Origin of the sequence: Streptomyces sp. NPDC015125 (assembly GCF_043080045.1) — a bacterium.
GTDB lineage: Bacteria > Actinomycetota > Actinomycetes > Streptomycetales > Streptomycetaceae > Streptomyces.
Genome location: NZ_JBIBVF010000018.1, coordinates 64,080 through 85,157 on the forward strand (window position 1 = coordinate 64,080; position 21,078 = coordinate 85,157).

Consider the following 21,078-nt stretch of genomic DNA (forward strand, 5'->3'; position numbering starts at 1 on the left):
AGCACGGCTGCCGCCCGGTTCAGACGGCGCGAGCGGTGTGCGCATGGCGGCGGGCCGCCGGAATGTCCGCGGGGCGGGCGTCCGCCTCGGCACCGGTGTCCGGCCCGGTGCCGTCAGGGGCAGCGCACTCGTCTGCCGTCGGCTCGGTGCGGGAGCGCAGGCGGGTGCGCAGACCGGGCGAGGTGCCATGTGCCTCGGCGCTGATGCGCTGCTTGATCGTCGGCGGCAGCTCGGGCCGGGCGAACATCCGCCGGGCGGGGCCGGCTTGGCAGTACAGCGGTACGGCGCGCGGAGCGGGCACGGCAGGGGTTCCCGTGCCCGGACCGCGGTCCGGTGCGGCGCATCTCACCGCCTCCGGGGCTTCGGCGTCGGGGGCGTCGGTGCCCGCGTCTCCGTTGCCCAGGGTCCGCTCGTACAGTGCGGCATCCCGGCGCGCGGCCGAGGCCGCCGCGGAGACACCCAGTGATGCCAGCAGCTTGCCCAGCATGGCAAGGCACACCGCCCAGAACTTCATGACCTTGGTCGCAGCCATGGCCCCTCACTTTCGGTCAGGATCTCCCCGAGAGATCCGTTGCGTCTGCTTCGTTGTGCTGCTTCGTTGTGCTGTTTCAGTTGCTTCGCTTCGGTTGCTTCGCTTCAGTTGCGCCGCTTCCGGTGCACCGCTTGGATGGCGTCGCTTCTGTTGCGTTTTCTTATGATGAGTACGCAATGGGAGGATTCACGCACCGACGCCCCCGGATCGGCGTTCTTCCGATGAACACCACCCGTACGCAGTAGCCACAGCCGTCGGGCGGCAGGCCGGCGGCGGGTCGCAGCCTCCGGTCAACCGATCGGTTGATGCCGTTCCGAGCGGGATGGGCGATGTGCCACCGGGTGCGGCGGGCGGATTCTCGGGTTATGGCAATCATCGAAGTCACCGGGCTGCGCAAGGTCTACGGGGGCCGGGCCGTGGTCGACGAGGTCTCCTTCGCCGTACAGGAGGGAGAGATCTTCGGCGTCCTCGGCCCGAACGGCGCCGGGAAGACGACGACCGTCGAGTGCATCGAGGGCCTTCGGGTCCCGGACGGCGGGACGGTGCGCGTTGGCGGGCTGGATCCGGTCGCCGACCATGACCGGGTCACCCAGATCCTGGGCTCCCAGCTCCAGGAGAGCGAGCTGCAGAACAAGCTCACCGTGCAAGAGGCGCTGGAGCTCTACGCCGCCTGCTATCCGCGCCCGGCCGACTGGCGGCAGCTCACCGAGCGGCTCAGCCTCACCGACCGGCTCTCCGCCCGCTTCGGCAAACTCTCCGGCGGCCAGAAGCAGCGGCTGTTCATCGCGCTTGCGCTGATCGGCAATCCGCGGGTGGTGGTGCTCGACGAGCTGACCACCGGTCTCGATCCGCGGGCCCGCCGGGACACCTGGCAGCTGATCGAGGAGGTGCGTGCCTCCGGTGTGACGGTGCTGCTGGTCACGCACTTCATGGAGGAGGCCCAGCGGCTGTGCGACCGGATCGCGGTGATCGACCGCGGCCGGGTCGCCGCGCTGGACACCCCGGCGGGTCTGATCAGCAAGGCCTCGCGGTCCGTCGTCATCTCCTTCACGCCGTCGGCACCGCTCGACCCGGCCGAGCTGGCGGCGCTGCCGGAGCTCGGGTCCGTGGAACGGAGCGGGGGGACCGACGGACGGGGCGCGCCGGGGTCCGCCGGAGAGCGGCTGATGATCCACGGGACGGACGCCACCGTCGACGCGGTGATCTCCCTGCTGGCCCGGCACCGCATCACCGCCCGGCAACTACGGGTCGGCGACGCCACGCTCGACGACGCCTTTCTCGATCTGACCGCGCAGGAAGCCTGAGGTGCCCGCCATGCCCACCACGTCCACCACGTCCGCCCCGGCACACACGCCTGCCCCGCCGAAGGCCCGGGCCGCCGCCTCGCGCGCCGTCCTGAAGACCGAGGCCCGGCTGTTCCTGCGCGAGCCCGGGTCCCTGTTCTGGATCCTGGTCTTCCCGACCCTGCTGCTGACGATCCTCGGCTTGATCCCCTCCTTCCGGGAGGCCAATCCGTCGCTGGGCGGCCAACGGACCATCGATCTGTATGTTCCGGTGGCGCTGCTGCTCGCCGCGATCACCACCGGAATCCAGGTGATGCCCGCGGTGCTGACGGGCTATCGGGAGCGCGGCATCCTGCGCCGGATGTCGACGACCCCGGTACGTCCCGCGGCGCTGCTCGGTGCGCAGATCGCCCTGCACGGTACGGCCATCGTGGCTTCCATGGCGCTGGCGCTCACCGTCGGCCGGGTCGCCTTCGGTGTGGCGCTGCCCGGGCAGTTTGCCGGCTATGTGCTGGCGGCCGGCCTGACCCTGTGCAGCGCGCTCGCCCTGGGCTGCCTGCTCTGCGCGCTCTCCCCGACCACCAAGGCGGCGAGTGTGGCCGGCACGGCGGTGTTCTTCCCGATGATGTTCACGGCGGGCGTGTGGATTCCGGTCCAGTCGATGTCGGACACGCTGCAGCAGATCGTCCAGCTGCTGCCGTTCGGCGCCGCCTCGCAGGCACTCGCCCAGGCCTCGTCCGGTCAGTGGCCCAACTGGTCGCATCTCGCGGTGCCGGCGGTGTGGACCCTCGTACTGGGCCGGATCGCCAGGCGTCGCTTCCGGTGGGAGTGAGGGTGGCAACCGGAGTATGGGTGTCCGCACGCCGTCCGGGAGACACTGCCCGCATGGCAAGCGTCGACAGCAAGGGCGGGACGGCGGGGCCCGTCGCCGGCCCACAGATGCCGCGCAGCTCTCCCCCGCTCGTGCAGCCGCGTAGCTCCGCGCAGCAGGCATGGGACCACAACTTCCGGCGGTGGGGCGGCTACCCCCTGCTCGGCCTCGGGGTCCTGACCTCGGCCGCGTCGGCGGATCAGCTGCTGCCGGGACAGGAGGTATATGCAGCGGGGGTACTGGTGGCGGCCGCGCTGGCGCTCCAGGTGTGGTGGAGCCGGGCCGGCTACCGGATGCCCGCGCAGGCACCGGCCGGGCAGGTCCACTACCTCGTCCGTTTTCTGCTGGCCTTCACCCTGACCTGGCTGAACCCCTTTTTCGCGATCTACGCAGTCCTCGGCTACTTCGACGCCGGGCACCTGCTGCCGCCGCGCTTCGTACGCGTGGGGCTGCTGGCGACCGCGGTGATCATGGCCGGTTCGCAGTCCGGTGGGCTGCCCCCGGCGAGCGCCGTGAACTGGGTGGCATTCGGGCTGCTGTACGTCCTCAACGCCCCCCTCGTACTGATCTTCAGCCGGATCGCCGTCCAGGAGGCCGAGCACGCCGCGGCAAAGGCCGCCACCATCGCCGAGCTGGAGCGCACCAACGCCCGGCTGGAGTTGGCGCTGGAGGAGAACGTCGGTCTCCACGCCCAGCTCATCGTCCAGGCGCGGGAGGCGGGCATCGCCGATGAGCGCCGCCGGCTGGCCGCGGAGATCCATGACACTCTCGCGCAGGGCCTGGCCGGCATCATCACCCAGCTGGAGGCCGCCACCGAGAGCAGCGATCCGGTGGCCGCCCGCGGGCACGCCCGTCGGGCCGTGGCGCTGGCCCGCGAAAGCCTCGGCGAGGCCCGCCGCTCCGTGCACAACCTGGGCCCCGGAGTGCTGGAGCACGCAGCGCTGCCGGATGCCCTGCACAGGACCGTCCGGGAATGGTCGGCCGTGGCGGGCGTACGCGCCGAGTTCACCGTCACCGGGACCGCCGAGCCGCTGCACGACGAGGTCGAGGCCACCCTGCTGCGGATCGCCCAGGAGGGCCTGGCCAACGCCCGTCGGCACGCGGCCGCTTCGCGGGTCGGCGTCACCCTTTCGTACATGGGGGACGAGGTGACGCTGGACGTCCGCGACGACGGCTGTGGCTTTGACCCGGCGGCGCTGCCGCCCCGTGAGCACACCGGCGGCTTCGGCCTCGGCGGGATGCGGGCACGTGCGGAACGGATCGCGGGTGCCGTCGACATCGAGTCCGAACCGGGCCGGGGAACAGCCGTCTCTGCTCGCGTACCGTTGGTCCGCCATGGCTGAACACACCGAGCACAGCGAACGGGCCGAGCGGATCGGGCACAGTGACGAGGTGGAGCTGCCCGAGCGGATCGACCGGACGGAGCGGGCCGAACAGGCCGACCGGACGCGGCGGGCCGAACGCACCGGCCCGGCCGCCGTCGTCACCGTCCTCATCGTCGACGACCACCCCGTCGTCCGGGACGGTCTGCGTGGCATGTTCGCCTCCGCCTCCGGATTCGAGGTGCTGGGCGAGGCCGGCAACGGCATCGAGGGCGTGGAACTCGCCGCGCGCCTCGACCCCGATGTGGTCCTGATGGATCTGCGGATGCCGGGCGGCGGCGGGGTCGCGGCCATCATCGAGCTGGCGCGCCGGGCCCCGCGCTGCAAGGTGCTGGTGCTCACCACCTACGACACCGACTCCGACACCCTCCCTGCGATCGAGGCCGGCGCCACCGGCTATCTCCTCAAGGACACTCCTCGCGAGGAACTGTTCACGGCCGTACGTGCGGCGGCCGAGGGTCGTACGGTGCTCTCGCCCGCGGTCGCCTCCCGTCTGGTCTCACGGGTCAGGTCACCGGGCAACGAACCGCTCAGCGCCCGCGAGCGCGAGGTCCTGGCACTCGTCGCCAAGGGCACCTCGAACCGTGAGATCGCCGCCGTGCTGTTCATCAGCGAGGCGACGGTCAAGACCCATCTGACGCATATCTACGGCAAGTTGGGCGCAAAGGACCGGGCCGCGGCGGTGGCGGTGGCCTACGACCGGGGGATTCTCGGCTAGCCGGAGCCCGGCGCGGTCTCGCCGGCGCGCGGTGCGGCCTCACCCTCGGGCCGGTGCGGCCTCACCCCTCGGGCGGTGGGCCTCACCCTCGGGCAGTTGGCTGCGGTCGTTTCACGTGAAACGGCCACAATCAACTGCCCGTTGCCATATGGCAGCTCACGACTGGTGGTCCCGCTCAGGCCGCCGCATGACCGTTGAGCCCGCTCAGGCCGGTGCCAGCTCCCCCGTGCGCGCCATCTCCGCCATCATGCGAACGGCCTCGGGCTCGGGGGTGCCGGGCGGGATGATCAGCAGGTCCCAGCGGCCATGACCGGGGGAGACCAGGCAGATGGTGTCCGGGCCGGGACGGCCGGTGGTTCTGCGCAGGCGGACGACATGGCCCTCGACAAGGGTGTGGGCGGGGAGAGCGGACCAGGGCGCACCGTTCACCGTCGCGTGGGTGATCCGGGGCCAGTCGAAGGGGAGCGCGGCCAGCAGCTCGGGGAGTTCCGCCAGCAGGTCGGCCGAGTGGGGCCACCAGACACCGTCGATGCACCGCACCGTATCGGTGTGCGGGGCGATGGTCAGACGGGCGACGAGGGGCGGCGCGTGCTGCGCGTGCTGCCGGGGAGGGGCTGGGTGGGGATCCCCTGCGGTGGTCATGCGGTGCTCCTGACGCGGCGGTCCGCCACCCGTGCGGGGTCGGGCCAGCGAACGTCCCAGACCCAGCCGAGACGTTCGAAGAGCCGGATGACGGCGGCGGACACATCGAGCTGACCGCGGTCGACGCCGTGCCGGGCGCAGGTCGGGTCGGCATGGTGCAGGTTGTGCCAGCTCTCACCGAACGACAGCAGGGCCAGGGGCCACAGGTTGGTCGCCCGGTCGTGGCGCCGGGTGCGGAACGGCCGCTCCCCGATGACATGGCAGAGCGAATTGACGCTCCAGGTGACGTGGTGCAGCAGCGCGATCCGGATGAACCCGGCCCACAGCAGAGCGGTCAGCCCGGTGACCCAGGAGCCGCCGAGCGCCCAGCCCAGCCCGAACGGCAGACCGAGGGTCAGCAGACACAGCAGCGGGAACGCCCGGTCGACCGCGCGGATCCCGGGGTCGGCGAGCAGATCGGGCGCAAAGCGCCGGTGCGAGGTGGGGTCGTTGCCGAACAGCCAGCCGATGTGCGAGTACACCAGTCCGCGTAGCTGACCGCGCAGGCTGGTGCCGTAGCGATAGGGCGAGTGGGGATCGCCGGGCCGGTCGGTGTAGGCGTGGTGGCGACGGTGGGTGGCGACCCAGTCGATGACATCGCCTTGGAAGCTGAGCGAACCCGCGAGGGCGAGCGCGACGCGCAGTGCGGGGGTGGCGGTATAGCTGCCGTGGGTGAGGCCGCGGTGGAAGCCGATGGTGACGCCCAGGCCGCTGATGACGTAGAAGACGGCCAGCAGAACGAGGTCGGTGAGGTGGACGACGCTGCCCCAGAGGAGGGGGATGGCGACGGCCAGGCCGACGAACGGGGCGATGACGATGACGGCGGTCACCGTGACGTACATCCGGCGACCGGGGGCAGGCGGGGGCTCGGTGCCGCTTTCGGGGAACGGAGAGGTCCCGTCGTAGTCCTGTGCCGACGGACCGCCTCGGGCGGTGGACGTCATGGCTCGCCACCTGCCTTGTCCGGTGGCGTCGGGGGTCCGGCCACCGGGGGTCCGGACACCGGCGGTCCGGCCACCGGGGGTCCGGCCACCGGCGGTTCGGGGTGGGCATCGTCGTGCGGCTGCTTGTGCTTCCGGTTCCGCAGCGACTGCTTCCAGTCCGCGTAGCGGTGGGGGGACATCCGTCCGGCTCCCTGGGAATTGACCCGGGCGATGAACAGCGCCCCCAGCGCGACCAGCGCCAGCAGCACGACCACGGTCCACAGAGTCTGCATGGTGCTCACCTCACCGAATACGCGCCTCCCCGGGCATCCCTGGGCGTCCCCAGGCACCCTCGGCGCCCTCGGCATCCTTCGGCGTTCCGGTGCTTCCAACGGCGATCCGGTGTTTCCAAGGTACCCCGCGGGGGCCGGTACATCCCCTTATGAGCAGTTATGGGCGGGAGGGGGTGCGGCGAGGGACGGGACGGGACAATGTGAGACAGGACTGGGCGAACTCTACAAAGCTGTAGAGTTCGCCCTCCCTCCGCCCCCGCCCCTGCCCCTGCCTCCACCCCTCCCCCGACGCCGGGGTCTCCCGCTCAGACGTTGACGCCGAAGTCCGCCGCGATACCCGCCAGGCCGGATGCGTACCCCTGGCCCACGGCGCGGAATTTCCACTCCGCACCGCTCCGGTAGAGCTCCCCGAAGACCATCGCGGTCTCGGTCGAAGCGTCCTCACTCAGGTCATAGCGGGCCAGCTCCGCCCCGTCCGCCTGGTTGACGACGCGGATGAAGGCGTTGCGGACCTGGCCGAAACTCTGCCCCCGGCTCTCGGCGTCGTGGATGGAGACCGGGAAGACGATCTTGGCGATCTCGGCGGGCACCGTGGACAGCGTGACCTCGACGGACTCGTCGTCCCCCTCGCCCTCGCCGGTCAGGTTGTCACCGGTGTGCCGCACCGAGCCATCGGGGCTGGTGAGGTTGTTGTAGAAGACGAAGTGGGCGTCAGAGACGACCTTGCCCGCCTCGGTGCACAGCAGCGCGCTGGCATCCAGGTCGTAATCCGCGCCCGTCGTCGTCCGTACGTCCCAGCCGAGGCCGACCGTGACCGCGGTCAGTCCGGGCGCTTCCTTCGACAGCGAGACGTTGCCGCCCTTGGCCAGCGAGACTCCCATGGCTTCCCTCCAGGTGTTGCCTGCATTCCGGGTGAGCCTCAAAATCTACAGGAGTGTAGAAGTAAGCGGCCGGAGTCCGTGGTGTCCGGCGACGAGGCGAGCGGACCACCGCCCGGATCCGGCCGCTCAGTAAGATGCCCCGACGTCCCGGCCGGCGGGACACCCGGAGCGACGGGAGGCGACAGCATGGGCGGGAAGGCCTTCGGGAACTTCGGCGGCTCCGGACGGGAGCGCGCCCGCAGGCGGGGGCAGGGCCAGTTGGAGGCCCAGGTGCTGGCGGCGCTGCACCACTCACCGGGACCGGCCACCGCCGCCTGGGTACAGGAACGGCTCGGCGGCGACCTCGCCTACACGACCGTGATGACGATCCTGTCCCGGCTGCACGCCAAGCAGGCCGTCACCCGCGAGCGGGCCGGCCGTGCCTACGTCTGGACCCCGGCGGCCGACGAGGCCGGGCTCGCCGCACTGCGGATGCGCCGCGTCCTGGACGGCGAACCGGACCGGGACGCCGTACTGACCAGCTTTGTCTCCGCGCTCTCCACGCACGACGAGCAATTGCTGCGCACCCTCCTCGACCGCGATGCGGACGACGGCCCCACTGCGGCCGACGGCCCCCCGACGGCCGGTGCCCCCGCGACCGCCGACGGCCCCACCACGGCCGACGGCCCCCCGACCGCCGAGGGCCCGCCCCGCACCGAGGAGCCCGGCGCGGCCCCGCCCCCGCCCATGGCCCCGGCCCCCGGACGGCACCACCCCTCGGACGAAGCGCGCGGAGGCTGACCGGTGGGCGTCTTCGTGTTCCTGCCGCTGGTCCTGCCGCTCACCGCGCTGCCGATCGCCCGGCTCGCGGAGCAGCACCTCCACCCCCGCGCCACCACCCGTCTGCTGTCTCTGCTCGCCGCGGTCCTCGGCCTGTGCAGCACGCTCTGCCTGGGCCTGCTGGTGGTCGTCGGCACCGCCCAACTGCGGGGCAACCCACTGCCCGACGGCTGGTCGGACCCGCAAGTGCGGGCCGCGGTCCCGTTCGCCGAGGTCGCGGGCGTCGCCGCGATCCCCCTGCTGGCCGCCGCGCTCACCGTGTGCGGCGCGGCGCTGCGCCGGCACCGCCGCATCCTGGCCCGTACCCACCGTGCGCTGAACGGGCTGCCGGCCGACGCCGATCCCGCGGTGCTGCCGGACGACGAGCCCTACGCCTACGCCGTGCCCGGCACCCCGGCCCGCCCCGGGCGGCCCGCCAGTCCCGGCCGGGTCGCGGTCTCCCGCGGGATGCTGTGCAGCCTGGACGACGACGAGCGGCGGGCCCTGTTCGCCCATGAGCGCGCCCACCTGCACTGCCGCCACCATCGCTATCTGCTCGCCGTACGCCTGGCCGGCTGCGTCAACCCGCTGCTGCTGCCGCTGCGTTCCGCGGTCGCCTTCGCCACCGAGCGCTGGGCGGACGAGGAGGCGGCGCAGGTGGTCGGCGACCGGCGGCTGACCGCGCGTGCGGTGGGCAAGGCGGCGCTGGTCACCCGGTCCGCGCCGGAACCGGAGCTGGCGCACTTCGCGGCGCCCGAACCGGGCCCGGTGCCGCGCCGGGTGGTGGCGCTGCTCGGGCCCGTACCGCCGGCCCGCCACTGGCCGCCGGCACTGACCCCGGCCGGTCTGGCGGCCCTGGTCGCCGCGGCGGGCACGGCAGCCTCCGCCGTCTCCGCGCTCAACGCCGCGGTTGCGCTGTTCGTTGTTCTGAAGGCGGCAACGCCCCTCTAGGGGCACACTGACCCTTGACCCTCACCGGGCACGCACGGCGCACCGCGCTGTGCGTACCCCGCACCGGACAACTTCTACAACGCTGTAGATCTTCCCGGTAGAGTGGCGCGCAGATGCGCAACAGGCGTAGCCGGAGGGGGAGATGGCAACGAGGTGCGGACTCCTGACCTGGGACTGCCCGCCTCCAGAGGCGGAGGTGCGATGGGTCTATCAGCCGGTGGAGGTCCAATACCCGGACGGCAAGTGGACGTTGGGCCGGATCAACGCCTGGTGGACGGACGGCGCGGGCGAGTTGTGGTGCCGGCTGCGCACCCTTCCCGGGAGCGCAAGCGCGTGTCCGCAGTGGCTGCGTTACGACCCCGAGTCCATACTGCTGCTGCCCAGCACCGGCATCTGACCCGCCCCCTCCTGCCCCCACAGCCGACACTGACCGCACCGCCGGCCCCATCAGCCCCGTCAGCACTGCCGACACCGTCAGCACCGCCGACACGGTCAGCACCACCGACACAGCCGGCACCGTCGGCCGCCGCTGCTGCGCCCTCCCCCCTAGAGCACCGCTCGCCTCACCAGTATCAGAAGGACCAGAAGGGCCATCGGCGTGCATGACAGGCAGACGCATCAGCAGACGGCCCGGCGGGGCACCGGCAGCGCATCCGGATCGTCCCGTACCACCGGCGGCTCCCGCGCCGGCTCGCGCCGCACGGCGCCCGGCTCCGCCCGCAGCTCCGGCGACGGCTCCGGTGCCTCGGGCGGTACGGGCAAGCTGCGGATGACCCGCCGCGGCCGCATCCTCGCCTGGACCGGTGGCGCGCTCGGTGTGCTGCTGCTCGGCACGGCAGGCGTCGGGGCGTGGGTCTACCAGCACCTGGACGGCAATATCCACGGCGTGGACATCGGGGTCGACGGCGCCCGGCCGGTCAACCTCAGCCCCGGCTCCAAGAACATCCTGGTCGTCGGCTCCGACAGCCGCGCGGGCGCCAACGCCAAGTACGGCAAGAACCTCACCACCATGCAGTCGGACACCCTGATGGTGCTGCACATCGCCGCCGACCGTAAGTGGGCCACCGCGCTGTCGTTCCCCCGGGACTCCTGGGTGCAGATCCCCGCCTGCACCCAGGGCAACGGCTCGAAGTCGTCCCCGCACCACTTCAAGATCAACGAGGCGTTCTCGATCGGCGGTGACTCGGGCGACATCCGCAAGGCCGCGGCCTGCACCATCAAGACCGTCGAGAAGAACACCGGGCTGCGCATCGACCACTTCACCTCGGTCGACTTCCAGGGCTTCAAGGGCATGGTCAACGCGCTGGGCGGCATAGAGGTCTGCCCCAAGCACGCCATCCACGACAAGAAGGCCCATCTCGACATGGACGCGGGCTGCCAGAACGTCCGCGACGAGAAGGCCCTCGGCTACGTCCGCACCCGCTACAGCGTCGGCGACGGCTCCGACCTCGGCCGCATCGGCCGCCAGCAGGAATTCATGAAGGCGCTGGGCGCCAAGGCCCAGTCCAAGCTCACCAGCCCCGGCGAGCTCTACGGCTTCCTGAACTCGGCCACCAAGTCCCTCACCACCGACAACGACCTGGCCGGTATCAAGCCGCTCTACGACCTGGCCGCGACCGTCAAGGACATCCCCACCGACCGCCTCACCTTCCTGACCGTCCCCAACTACTACCGCGAGGCCGACGTCCCCACCGACAAGGCCAATGTCGTGTGGCAATACCCGCAGGCCGGCGGGCTGTTCAGCGATCTGGCGCACGACCGCGAGATCGGCGCCGCCGGAAAGCAGAAGCTCGCCGAGGCCGCAAAGAACCCGGTGACGGCCCGCTCCGTGCAGGTCCGGGTGCTCAACGGCACCGGCACACCCGGCCGCGCGGCCTCCGCCGCCGACCAGCTCCGCAAGCTCGGCTTCACGGTCGTCGCCACCGGCAACGCCCCGGCGACGGACAAGACCACCGTCAGCTACCCGGCCGCGCTCAAGACGCAGAGCGCGGTGCTCGCCTCCCGCCTCCCCGGCACCAAGGCCACGGAGTCGGCCGCGGCGGCACCGGGCGCGGTGACGCTGACGATCGGACCGGACTTCCCGGCGGACATGCCCTAGGTGTTCCGGCCCCGCAGGTGGTGGAGGGTGAGGCAGGTCCCGGCTGCGTGCGGAATCTTGAGCCGATGAGGGCTTTCCCCCTGGCCCGTGCCGTCATCACCTGGCCGTGCCGTCATCGCCTGGCCGTGCCGTCATCGCCTGGCCGTGCCGTCATCGCCGCGGTCCTCACCGGGCTCCGTCGGCGCAGCGGCTGAACGGCCTCTACGGCTTGCCGCCCGGGTACCGGGAACGATGCCGCATCACTGCTTCGGTGTTCCCGCAGCGTGCTGTGCAGTACCGCCGTCGCCCGTTCCTGGACGTGTCCACATAGGCGCGGGAGCACTCGGCGCGCAGGCATCGCCCGAGCCGTGCTCCCCCTTCCCAGCACAGGACGAAGGCAAGGCCACCCGCGGTGACCGCCTTGACCCGGGAGAGCACGTCGGCCGAGTCGGGTACGAAATGAAGATGGGGCTGGAGGCCGTCATGGGTGGTCACCCAGGGACGGATGGTCGCCGCCACCAGCAGGTCGTTCACGGCCGAGCACTGCTCGGCCGCATCGGCGGAACCGAAAACGCGGGCCAGTTGATCCCGCCACCGTCGAAAGCCGTCCACATCGGCATCGACGACTGCCGGGCGGCGAATCTCATGCGCCTCCAACAGGCCTTGCACGCTTGCCGCGCTCATCTCGGGCAGATTGATCAAATCGGCCGACAGCACAGCCCCGAGACGGCCGTAGTGATTTTGCTTCACGTGACCGTCCCGGCTGTCACGGAACCCCACGGTCCGTGGTGGGGCGCCTTCCGCCCGGGCTCACCTGGATCAGCTGAACGTCGGAGCGGGCGATGAGCCATCCACTGGTGTGGCACCACAGGTACCGCACCATTCCCTCGGACGTGAGGTGTTCCGATATCGGTCGGCAGGAGTCGATCGGTCGGCAGGAGTCGATCGGTCGGCAGTCTTCGTAGGAGAGGCCGCATGCGGGACACCACCACGGTTCACACTGCGCATCTGGGATTCGTGCCATGTCCGCCAGCGTGCGGTCATGGGTCAAGTACATACAACCATTACATGAGCGGCGAACGGCGAGCGGCGAACGGCGAGCAGCGAACGGCGAACGGCCGGCAGCAAGCGGTGTGTGCCGGGAGGAGCCCCGTCAGACCGGCCGGATCGGCGTGCCGGGCAGGGCATGCAGGACCGGCAGGGCATGCAGGACAGGCAGGACAGGCAGGACATGCCGCCGACGCCGCCGGGCCTGTCTGCCGGACGGCGTCCGGTGTGCCGACGGCCCCCTCAGGCGCGCAGGCGTTCCACCGGCCGGGCGGTGTGCACTTCGATGTCGTGCGCGGCGCGCTGCAGCAGCTGATGGCTGAGGTCCGACATCGCCCGTGACACCGCCAGCTCGTCCCCGATGGCCGGGACGTTCTGGTCGGCGGGGTTACAGCGGGCCTCTCCCTGGCCGACCAGCTGCCCGCCTTCCTTGCCGCGCAGCCTGGCTTCGGCCCGGACCTCGTTGTCGGTCTCGGTGATGCTGATCTCGGCGTTCCATGTCTTCGTGCCAGTCACCGGAAGCCTCCTCGTCCGCCCAGGGGCAGCACATGAACCGCCCCCACAAAAATCCTCGCACCGGCGCTGGCGGGCCGCACCCGGGCGGGGGCATCACCGCGAAGCCCGCCTGATGCCGCGGCATCAGGCGGGCCCGGGCAGTGCGGCGGCGCCCCCGCCGCCGCGTCCGTCAGTCCTCCCCCTCCAGCTCCCCTTCGGTCTCCAGGAACGCCTGCCGCAGCGCCGCCAGCGTCTCGGCGTCCGGCTTCTCCCACATACCGCGGGACTCGGCCTCCAGGAGGCGTTCGGCGATGCCGTGCAGGGCCCAGGGGTTGGCTTCCTGGAGGAAGTCGCGGTTCTCCGGGTCGAGGACGTAGGTCTGGGCGAGCTTGTCGTACATCCAGTCGGCGACCACGCCCGTGGTGGCGTCGTAGCCGAACAAGTAGTCCACGGTCGCGGCGAGTTCGAAGGCGCCCTTGTAGCCGTGGCGGCGCATCGCCTCGATCCAGCGGGGGTTGACCACCCGGGCGCGGAAGACCCGGGAGGTCTCCTCGACCAGGGTGCGGGTGCGGACCGTCTCGGGACGGGTCGAGTCACCGATGTACGCCTCGGGGGCCTTGCCCTTGAGCGCCTTGACGGTGGCGACCATGCCGCCGTGGTACTGGAAGTAGTCGTCGGAGTCCGCGATGTCGTGCTCGCGGGTGTCGGTGTTCTTGGCGGCGACCGCGATGCGCTTGTAGGCGGTCTCCATCTCGTCCCGGGCCGGGCGGCCTTCGAGACCGCGGCCGTAGGCGTAGCCGCCCCAGACGGTGTAGACCTCGGCGAGGTCGGCGTCGGTGCGCCAGTCACGGGAGTCGATCAGCTGGAGCAGGCCCGCGCCGTACGTCCCCGGGCGGGAGCCGAAGATGCGGGTGGTGGCGCGCCGCTCGTCACCGTGCTCGGCCAGGTCGGCCTGGGCGTGGGCGCGGACGAAATTGGACTCCGCGGGCTCGTCCAGTCCGGCGACCAGCCGTACGGCGTCGTCGAGCAGGCCGATGACGTGCGGGAACGCATCGCGGAAGAAGCCGGAGATGCGCAGCGTGACATCGATACGGGGGCGGCCGAGTTCGGCGAGGGCGATCGGCTCCAGGCCGTTGACCCGGCGCGAGGCGTCGTCCCATACGGGGCGGACCCCCAGCAGGGCCAGGGCCTCGGCCACGTCGTCGCCGCTGGTCCGCATCGCGCTGGTGCCCCACAGGGACAGGCCGACCGACTGCGGCCAGTCGCCGTTGTCGCTGCGGTAGCGCTCCAGAAGGGAGTCGGCGAGGGCCTGGCCGGTCTCCCAGGCGAGGCGGGAGGGGACGGCCTTGGGGTCGACGGAGTAGAAGTTGCGGCCCGTCGGGAGGACGTTGACCAGGCCGCGCAGCGGGGATCCGGAGGGCCCGGCCGGGACGAAGCCGCCGTTCAGCGCGTGCACCGCGTGGTCGATCTCGTCGGTGGTGGCGGCGAGGCGCGGGACGACCTGGCGGGCGGCGAAGTCGAGGATGTCGGCGACCGCGGACGGGTGTCCCTCGGCGATGCCGGACACCGCCGCCGGATCCCAGTCCGCGTCCTCCATCGCCTGGACCAGGCCGCGGGCGGTCTCCTCGGCCGCGTCGGCGGTCGTCCGGGTGGCTGCGGACTCGTCGAGACCGAGCGCCTCCCGCAGACCGGGCAGGGCGGAGGTACCGCCCCAGATCTGGCGGGCGCGGAGGATGGAGAGGACGAGATTGACCCGGCCCTCGCCGGTGGGCGCACCGCCCAGGACGTGCAGACCGTCGCGGATCTGGGCGTCCTTGACCTCGCACAGCCAGCCGTCGACGTGCAGCAGGAAGTCGTCGAAGCCGTCGTCGTCGGGGCGCTCGTCCATCCCCAGGTCGTGGTCGAGCTTGGCGGCCTGGATCAGCGTCCAGATCTGGGCGCGGATCGCGGGCAGCTTGGCCGGGTCCATGGCGGAGATCGCCGCGTACTCGTCGAGGAGCTGCTCCAGGCGCGCGATATCGCCGTAGGACTCGGCGCGGGCCATCGGAGGGACGAGGTGGTCGACGAGGGTGGCGTGCACCCGGCGCTTGGCCTGGGTGCCTTCGCCGGGGTCGTTGACCAGGAAGGGGTAGACGAGCGGGAGGTCGCCGAGGGCGGCGTCCGGGCCGCAGGCCGCGGAGAGGCCGGCGTTCTTGCCGGGCAGCCACTCCAGGTTGCCGTGCTTGCCCAGGTGGACCATGGCGTCCGCGCCGAACCCGCCGTCGTCCGCGGAGGCCGCGATCCAGCGGTACGCCGCCAAGTAGTGGTGCGAGGGCGGCAGATCGGGGTCGTGGTAGATCGCGATCGGGTTCTCGCCGAAGCCGCGCGGCGGCTGGATGAGGATCAGGAGATTGCCGCGGCGCAGGGCGGCCAGCACGATGTCGCCGTCGGGGTTGCGGCTCCGGTCGACGAACATCTCGCCGGGCGGCGGCCCCCAGTGCTCCTCGACCGAGTCCCGGAGCTCCTGCGGGAGCGTGGCGTACCAGCGCTTGTAGTCGGCGGCCGGGATGCGGACCGGGTTGCGGGCGAGCTGCTCCTCGGTGAGCCACTCCTGGTCGTGGCCGCCGGCCTCGATGAGGGCGTAGATCAGCTCGTCGCCATCGCCGGACACCAGGCCCGGGACCTCTTCGCTGCCGAAGTCGTAACCGTCGGCCTGCAGCCGGCGCAGCAGGGCCACGGCGCTGGCCGGGGTGTCCAGGCCGACCGCGTTGCCGATCCGGGAGTGCTTGGTCGGGTACGCCGACAGCACCAGGGCGAGCCGCTTGTCCGCGGCCGGGATGTGGCGCAGCCGGGCGTGGCGGACGGCGATCCCGGCGACCCGGGCGGCGCGCTCGGGGTCCGCGACGTACACCGGCAGACCGTCCTCGTCGACCTCCTTGAAGGAGAACGGAACGGTGATCAGCCGGCCGTCGAACTCGGGGACGGCGATCTGTGAGGCGGCGTCCAGCGGTGAGAGGCCCTCGTCGTTCTCCTCCCAGGCGCTGCGCGGCCCGGTCAGGCACAGGGCCTGCAGGATCGGTACGTCGAGGGCGGCCAGCGCACCCGCGTCCCAGGACTCGTCGTCGCCGCCGGCGGACGCCTCGGCGGGCTTGGTGCCACCTGCGGCGAGGACCGTGGTGACCAGGGCGTCGGCGGCCCGCAGCTCCTCGATCAGTTCCGGCTCGGGGGCGCGGAGGGAGGCGACGAACAGCGGGCGGGCCCGACCACCCGCCGCCTCGATCTGCTCGCACAGGGTCCGTACGAAGCCGGTGTTCCCGCTCATGTGGTGGGCGCGGTAGTAGAGCACGGCGACCAGCGGGCCGGTCTCGTTGCGGGCCTCCCACCCCAGCGGGCCCCAGGACGGGGCGGGCTCCGGCGGCTCGAAGCCGTGGCCGGTCAGCAGCACCGTGTCGGAGAGGAAGCGGGCGAGCTGGTCGAGGTTGGCGGGCCCGCCGTGCGCGAGGTAGGCGTGCGCCTCGGCCGCGATGCCGACCGGGACCGTCGACTGCTCCATGAGCTGGGCGTCGGGGGCCTGTTCACCGGTGAGGACGACGACCGGCCGGTGCTGGTCCTCGGCGAGCAGCACCTCCAGGCCCTCCTCCCAGGCGCGGATGCCCCCGAGGAGGCGTACGACGACGAGGTCGCAGCCCTCCAGCAGGGCAGGAAGCTCGGCGACGTCGAGACGGGAGGGGTTGGCGAGCCGGTACGGCACCGGGCCCGTGGCCGCGCGGGCACTGAGCAGGTCGGTGTCGGAGGTCGACAGCAGCAGAAGCATGCGAGCGCAGGCCTTCCTCGGGGTGTCCGCGCCCCGGGTGGTCGTAAGGACGGCGGGAGTTCCTGGCTCGCCCGGCAGTTGCCGGGTTCACAGTGGCGGGACCGCGCCGGATTCTCACCGGGCTTCCTCCCCAGGGTCGTGGACCCTGCGCCGTCGCTGGCGTCCGGTGGGCCAGCCGACCCACCGACCTGCATAGTAAGGGCTATGGGCGGGCGAGGTAAGCGGGCCTCCGGGCAACCCGCGGCAGGACGGGGGCGCGCACGCGGCGGGCCGGGTGCACGGCCGGATCCGGCCCGGATCGGTGCCCACCCCCGTGGGTATGCTCGCGGCCATGCCGCCCTCCCCCTCGACACGGCCCCAGGCCGCCGCACCGCCGCTGCGCGCCCGCGGTGACGCCTGCCCGGGAGCGCTGCGGCTGCACCAGGCCGCCGACGGCCACCTCGCCCGCGTCCGGCTGCCGGCCGGGGATTTGACGGACCGTCAGGCGGCCGTCTTGGCCGACGCCGCAGAGCTGCTCGGCGACGGTCACCTCTCCCTCACCTCCCGCGGCAACGTCGAGCTCCGCGGCCTTGCGGAGGGCTGCGGCGGCCGCCTCGCCGCTCTGCTGCGCGACGCGGGTCTACTGCCCTCCGAGCGCCATGAACGCATCCGCAACATCCTTGCCTCCCCGCTCGCCGGACTGGACCGGCACACCCCTCCTGACGTGCGGCGGTGGGCCCGTGAGCTGGACACACTGCTCTGTGCGAGCGAGTGGGCGACCGCCCTCTCGGGCCGTTTCCTGTTCGTTCTGGACGACGGGCGGGGCGATGTGGCGGCGCTCGGCGGAGATGTGAGCTTGCTCGCAGAAGCGGGAGCGGAACCGGGAGCGGAAGCGGGAACGGAAGCGGGAGCGGGAGCGGAAGCGGAAGCGGAAGCGGAAGCGGAAGCGGAAGCGGAAGCGGAAGCGGACAGGGGCCGGCCCGGCCCGGTCGGCAGCGCCCTGCTGCGGGTCGGCGACGATCCGGCGGCGCTGCGGATCGCCGGCCCGGACGTACCGCGCGCCGCGCTCACCGCCGCCGGGGCCTTCCTGACCGCCGCCGGGGCGAGCGGCAGCGGCGCCTGGCGGGTCCGCGAACTCCCGGACGGGCACCGGCTCACGGCCCGGGAGGTGGCGGAGGCACTGCGGTCGGCGGGCATCGAGGCCGCGTACGTGGCCGAGGCGCCCGCACCCGGCGCCCGCACCTCCCCGCCGCACGCCCCGCAGTACGCGGACTCCGGCGCCCCCGGCATCGTCGAGGGGCCCGACGGCGTCCGGGCGCTCTCGGTCCTGGCGCCACTGGGCCGGCTGTCGGTCGCCCAGTGGCGGCTGCTGACCGCGATCGCCGAAGGCGACGGCTCCGGCGCACTGCGCCTCACCCCGTGGCGCGGCATCGTGCTGCCCGGACTGCCGGCCGCCGCGGCACCCCGCCGGCTGGCGGAGCTCACCGCCGCCGGACTGATCACCGACCCGGCCTCCCCCTGGCACCGGCTCGGCGCCTGTACGGGCCGCCCCGGCTGCGCCAAGTCCCGCACCGACGTACGCGCCGACGCCACGGCCGCGCTCACCGCCGGTGCGGCCGTCCCGGCCGGACCGCCCACCGGCCCCGCCCCCGACGGCCTCCCCGTCTACTGGTCCGGCTGCGAACGCCGCTGCGGTCATCCGCACGGCACCTGGGTCGACGTGCTGGCCACGGCGGAGGGCTACCGGGTAGCACTGGTGGAGCCGGACACCGCACCGCCCGCCTCAGGCACCGCCTCCGCCTCCACACACGCCGCAACGTCCTCGCCCCCGGCCCCATGAACACCCCGAAGCCCCTGCACCACCCCGAAGCCCCATGAACCACCCAAGCCACCCAAGCCATGTGAACCACCTGAACCACCTGAACCACCTGAACCACCAAGCCATGTGCACCACCCGAACCACCCGAACCACCCGAGCCCTCCCGCACCCGACACCCCCGAGGCCAGAGTGACCGCGTTCGACTACGAGAAGGACGGGGCGACGATCTACCGCCAGTCCTTCGCCACCATCCGCGCCGAGGCGGACCTCGCCGGCCTGCCCGCCGACGTCAGCCAGGTCACGGTTCGCATGATCCACGCCTGCGGCATGGTCGACCTGGTACGCGATCTGGCCTTCACCCCCGAGGTGGTGGCCCGTGGCCGCGCGGCACTGCGCGCCGGTGCGCCGATCCTCTGCGACGCCAACATGGTCGCCAGCGGCGTCACCCGTAAGCGGCTGCCGGCGAACAACGACGTGCTGTGCACGCTCACCGACCCCTCGGTCCCGGAGCTGGCCGCCCGGACGGGGACCACCCGCAGCGCCGCGGCCCTGGAACTGTGGCGGGACCGGATGGAAGGCGCCGTGGTCGCGTTCGGCAACGCCCCCACCGCCCTCTTCCGGTTCCTCGAAATGATCGAGGAAGGCGCGCCCCGCCCGGCCGCCGTCATCGGCATACCCGTGGGCTTCATCGGCGCCGCCGAGTCCAAGGACGCGCTGATCGCCCACCCGTCGAAGCTGGACCACCTCGTGGTGCGCGGACGCCGTGGCGGCAGCGCCATGGCCGCGGCCGCGATCAACGCCATGGCAAGCGAGGAAGAGTAAGCGTGAGCGAGCAGCAGGCAACCGGTGACGGCAGCGTCCCGACAACGGCCGGCCCGGGCCGCCTTTACGGGGTCGGCCTCGGCCCCGGCGACCCGTCCCTGATGACGGTCCGGGCGGTCGAGGTCATCGCCGGGGCCGATGTCATCGCGTACCACAGTGCCCGGCACGGACGCTCGATCGCGCGCTCCATCGCCGCCGCGCACCTCCGCGCCGACCACATCGAGGAGGCGCTGGTCTACCCGGTCACCACCGAGTCGACCGACCACCCCGGCGGCTACCGGGGCGCGCTGGACGAGTTCTACGAGTCCGCGGCGGCCCGCCTCGCCGCCCACCTCGACGCCGGCCGCACCGTCGCCGTCATCTCCGAGGGCGACCCACTCTTCTACGGCTCCTACCAGCACATGCACAAGCGGCTGGCCCACCGCTACCCGACCGAGGTCATCCCCGGCGTCACCTCCATCAGCGCCGCCGCGGCCCGCCTGGGCAAGCCGCTCGCCGAGGCCGACGAGGTCCTGACGATCCTCCCCGGCACGCTCCCGGAGGAGGAACTCACCGCCCGTCTGGCCTCCACCGACACCGCCGTCGTCATGAAGCTGGGCCGCACCTTCCCCACCGTCCGCCGCGCCATGGAACGCTCCGGCCGCCTCCCCGAGGCCCACTACGTCGAACGCGCCACGATGTCCGGCGAGCGCACCCGGAAGCTGGCGGACATCGACGCGGAGACGGTCCCGTACTTCTCGGTCAGCGTCGTACCGAGCCGCATCGCGGACCTGCCGCCGGCGGCGGTGGCGTCGCCCGGCCTCGGTGAGGTGGCCGCATCGCCCGTCGGCGCCGATGAGGTGACCGCGACACCCGACAGCCGCGACCAGACAGCCGCATCGCCGGACGGCACCGGCGAGTCGGTCCCCTCACCCGACGGGCCCGGCGAGGTGGTCGTCGTCGGCACCGGCCCGGCCGGCCCCCTCTGGCTGACCCCCGAATCCCGCGGCGCCCTCGCCGCCGCCGAAGACCTCGTCGGCTACACCACCTACCTGGACCGTGTCCCGCTGCGCCCCGGCCAGCGCCGCCACGCCTCCGACAACAAGGTCGAGTCCGAACGCGCCGAACTCGCCCTCGACCTGGCCCGGCGCGGCCACCGGGTGGCCGTGGTCTCCGGCGGCGACCCGGGCATCTTCGCCATGGCCAGCGCCGTCCTGGAGGTCGCCTCCCAGGACCCGTACCGCGCGATCCCCGTACGGGTCCTCCCGGGTGTCACCGCCGCCAACGCCGCCGCCGCCCGGGCCGGCGCCCCGCTCGGCCACGACTACGCGGTCATCTCCCTCTCCGACCGCCTCAAGCCCTGGGAAGTCATCGCCGAACGCCTCCACGCGGCGGCCTCCGCCGACCTGGCCCTCGCCCTCTACAACCCCGGCTCCCGCAGCCGCACCTGGCAGGTCGGCAAGGCCCGCGAACTCCTCCTGGAACACCGCGCCCCCGATACCCCGGTCATCCTCGCCCGCGACATCGGCGGCCCCGAGGAGTCCGTCCGCACGGTGCGCCTGGCCGACCTCGACCCGCTCCAGGTCGACATGCGCACCCTCCTGATCGTCGGCTCGTCCCAGACCCAGGCGGTACGGCGCGACGACGGCACCGAGGTCGTGTGGACGCCGCGGAGGTATCCGGAGGGGTGAGCCGGGGCTTTCCGAGCCCCGTCGGCCTCAGCGCGTGGGGGACGCATCTCCATGCATCCGCGT

Annotated in this window: 18 protein-coding genes, 1 pseudogene and 1 riboswitch; of the genes and pseudogenes, 11 read left to right on the forward strand and 8 right to left on the reverse strand. The window is 72.4% G+C overall.

Going from position 1 to position 21,078, the window contains the following annotated elements; translation table 11 throughout:
- Positions 1-19 precede the first annotated feature (19 nt).
- Complete coding sequence (locus tag ACF088_RS29355; protein ID WP_392378879.1) at positions 20-532, reverse strand: DUF6344 domain-containing protein; 513 nt, start codon at positions 530-532, stop codon at positions 20-22.
- Positions 533-897: 365 nt separating this feature from the next.
- On the opposite strand from ACF088_RS29355, the gene ACF088_RS29360 reads away from it, so the two are divergent.
- Genes ACF088_RS29360 through ACF088_RS29375 form a run of 4 tightly spaced genes read left to right on the forward strand, consistent with a single transcriptional unit; the run spans position 898 to position 4,786 of the window.
- Positions 898-1,836: an ABC transporter ATP-binding protein gene (locus ACF088_RS29360; RefSeq protein ID WP_392378880.1), complete on the forward strand. Its 939-nt coding sequence runs from the start codon at positions 898-900 to the stop codon at positions 1,834-1,836.
- A 10-nt stretch (positions 1,837-1,846) separates the two neighbouring features.
- Positions 1,847-2,647 (forward strand): ABC transporter permease, encoded by an 801-nt coding sequence (locus ACF088_RS29365; protein ID WP_392378881.1) that lies wholly within the window; start codon positions 1,847-1,849, stop codon positions 2,645-2,647.
- A gap of 53 nt (positions 2,648-2,700) precedes the next feature.
- On the forward strand, positions 2,701-4,029 hold the full coding sequence (locus ACF088_RS29370; RefSeq protein ID WP_392378882.1) for a sensor histidine kinase: 1,329 nt from the start codon (positions 2,701-2,703) through the stop codon (positions 4,027-4,029).
- A complete protein-coding gene (locus tag ACF088_RS29375; protein ID WP_392378883.1) occupies positions 4,022-4,786 on the forward strand; it encodes a response regulator in 765 nt (254 codons plus the stop codon). Before ACF088_RS29370 ends, ACF088_RS29375 begins: the two co-directional genes overlap by 8 nt.
- A gap of 204 nt (positions 4,787-4,990) precedes the next feature.
- Here the strand turns inward: ACF088_RS29375 and ACF088_RS29380 are convergent, their stop codons facing one another.
- From ACF088_RS29380 to ACF088_RS29395, 4 genes are all read right to left on the reverse strand, one after another.
- A complete protein-coding gene (locus ACF088_RS29380; RefSeq protein ID WP_392378884.1) occupies positions 4,991-5,428 on the reverse strand; it encodes a DUF5994 family protein in 438 nt (145 codons plus the stop codon).
- Complete coding sequence (locus ACF088_RS29385) at positions 5,425-6,411, reverse strand: acyl-CoA desaturase (RefSeq protein ID WP_392378885.1); 987 nt, start codon at positions 6,409-6,411, stop codon at positions 5,425-5,427. The genes ACF088_RS29380 and ACF088_RS29385 overlap by 4 nt, the downstream gene beginning before the upstream one ends.
- Entirely contained in the window at positions 6,408-6,683 is a 276-nt protein-coding gene (locus tag ACF088_RS29390) for a hypothetical protein (protein ID WP_392378886.1), read from the reverse strand. The genes ACF088_RS29385 and ACF088_RS29390 overlap by 4 nt, the downstream gene beginning before the upstream one ends.
- Positions 6,684-6,988: 305 nt before the next feature.
- Positions 6,989-7,564, reverse strand: coding sequence for a TerD family protein (locus ACF088_RS29395; protein WP_392378887.1), 576 nt, complete (start codon positions 7,562-7,564; stop codon positions 6,989-6,991).
- A 186-nt stretch (positions 7,565-7,750) separates the two neighbouring features.
- Between ACF088_RS29395 and ACF088_RS29400 the strand changes: the two are divergent.
- The 4 genes and pseudogenes from ACF088_RS29400 to ACF088_RS29415 form a co-directional block, all read left to right on the forward strand.
- Positions 7,751-8,158 (forward strand): annotated as a pseudogene (locus tag ACF088_RS29400) (BlaI/MecI/CopY family transcriptional regulator); the annotation flags it as partial.
- Positions 8,159-8,347: 189 nt separating this feature from the next.
- A complete protein-coding gene (locus tag ACF088_RS29405) occupies positions 8,348-9,313 on the forward strand; it encodes a M56 family metallopeptidase (protein WP_392378888.1) in 966 nt (321 codons plus the stop codon).
- Positions 9,314-9,455: 142 nt separating this feature from the next.
- Positions 9,456-9,710 carry a hypothetical protein gene (locus ACF088_RS29410; RefSeq protein ID WP_392378889.1) on the forward strand — a complete coding sequence of 85 codons (255 nt, stop codon included), beginning with the start codon at positions 9,456-9,458 and terminating at the stop codon, positions 9,708-9,710.
- A 372-nt stretch (positions 9,711-10,082) separates the two neighbouring features.
- On the forward strand, positions 10,083-11,411 hold the full coding sequence (locus tag ACF088_RS29415) for an LCP family protein (protein ID WP_392378998.1): 1,329 nt from the start codon (positions 10,083-10,085) through the stop codon (positions 11,409-11,411).
- 201 nt (positions 11,412-11,612) lie between these two features.
- Here ACF088_RS29415 and ACF088_RS29420 read toward each other — a convergent pair whose 3' ends face one another.
- The 3 genes from ACF088_RS29420 to cobN form a co-directional block, all read right to left on the reverse strand.
- Positions 11,613-12,170 (reverse strand): CGNR zinc finger domain-containing protein, encoded by a 558-nt coding sequence (locus tag ACF088_RS29420; RefSeq protein WP_392378890.1) that lies wholly within the window; start codon positions 12,168-12,170, stop codon positions 11,613-11,615.
- A 510-nt stretch (positions 12,171-12,680) separates the two neighbouring features.
- The gene (locus tag ACF088_RS29425) at positions 12,681-12,953 is read right to left on the reverse strand and encodes a DUF1876 domain-containing protein (RefSeq protein WP_392378891.1); all 273 of its coding nucleotides are present in this window, start codon (positions 12,951-12,953) and stop codon (positions 12,681-12,683) included.
- 169 nt (positions 12,954-13,122) lie between these two features.
- Positions 13,123-16,725, reverse strand: a complete 3,603-nt coding sequence (gene cobN, locus ACF088_RS29430) for a cobaltochelatase subunit CobN (RefSeq protein ID WP_392378892.1) — start codon at positions 16,723-16,725, stop codon at positions 13,123-13,125.
- 37 nt (positions 16,726-16,762) lie between these two features.
- A riboswitch (cobalamin riboswitch) is annotated at positions 16,763-16,889 on the reverse strand.
- A 167-nt stretch (positions 16,890-17,056) separates the two neighbouring features.
- Between cobN and ACF088_RS29435 the strand changes: the two genes are divergently transcribed.
- The 3 genes from ACF088_RS29435 (at position 17,057) to ACF088_RS29445 (ending at position 21,015) form a co-directional block, all read left to right on the forward strand.
- Positions 17,057-18,544, forward strand: coding sequence for a cobalamin biosynthesis protein CobG (locus tag ACF088_RS29435; RefSeq protein ID WP_392378893.1), 1,488 nt, complete (start codon positions 17,057-17,059; stop codon positions 18,542-18,544).
- 168 nt (positions 18,545-18,712) lie between these two features.
- A complete protein-coding gene (locus tag ACF088_RS29440) occupies positions 18,713-19,345 on the forward strand; it encodes a precorrin-8X methylmutase (protein ID WP_392378894.1) in 633 nt (210 codons plus the stop codon).
- A gap of 2 nt (positions 19,346-19,347) precedes the next feature.
- On the forward strand, positions 19,348-21,015 hold the full coding sequence (locus tag ACF088_RS29445) for a precorrin-2 C(20)-methyltransferase (RefSeq protein ID WP_392378895.1): 1,668 nt from the start codon (positions 19,348-19,350) through the stop codon (positions 21,013-21,015).
- Positions 21,016-21,078: the final 63 nt, after the last annotated feature.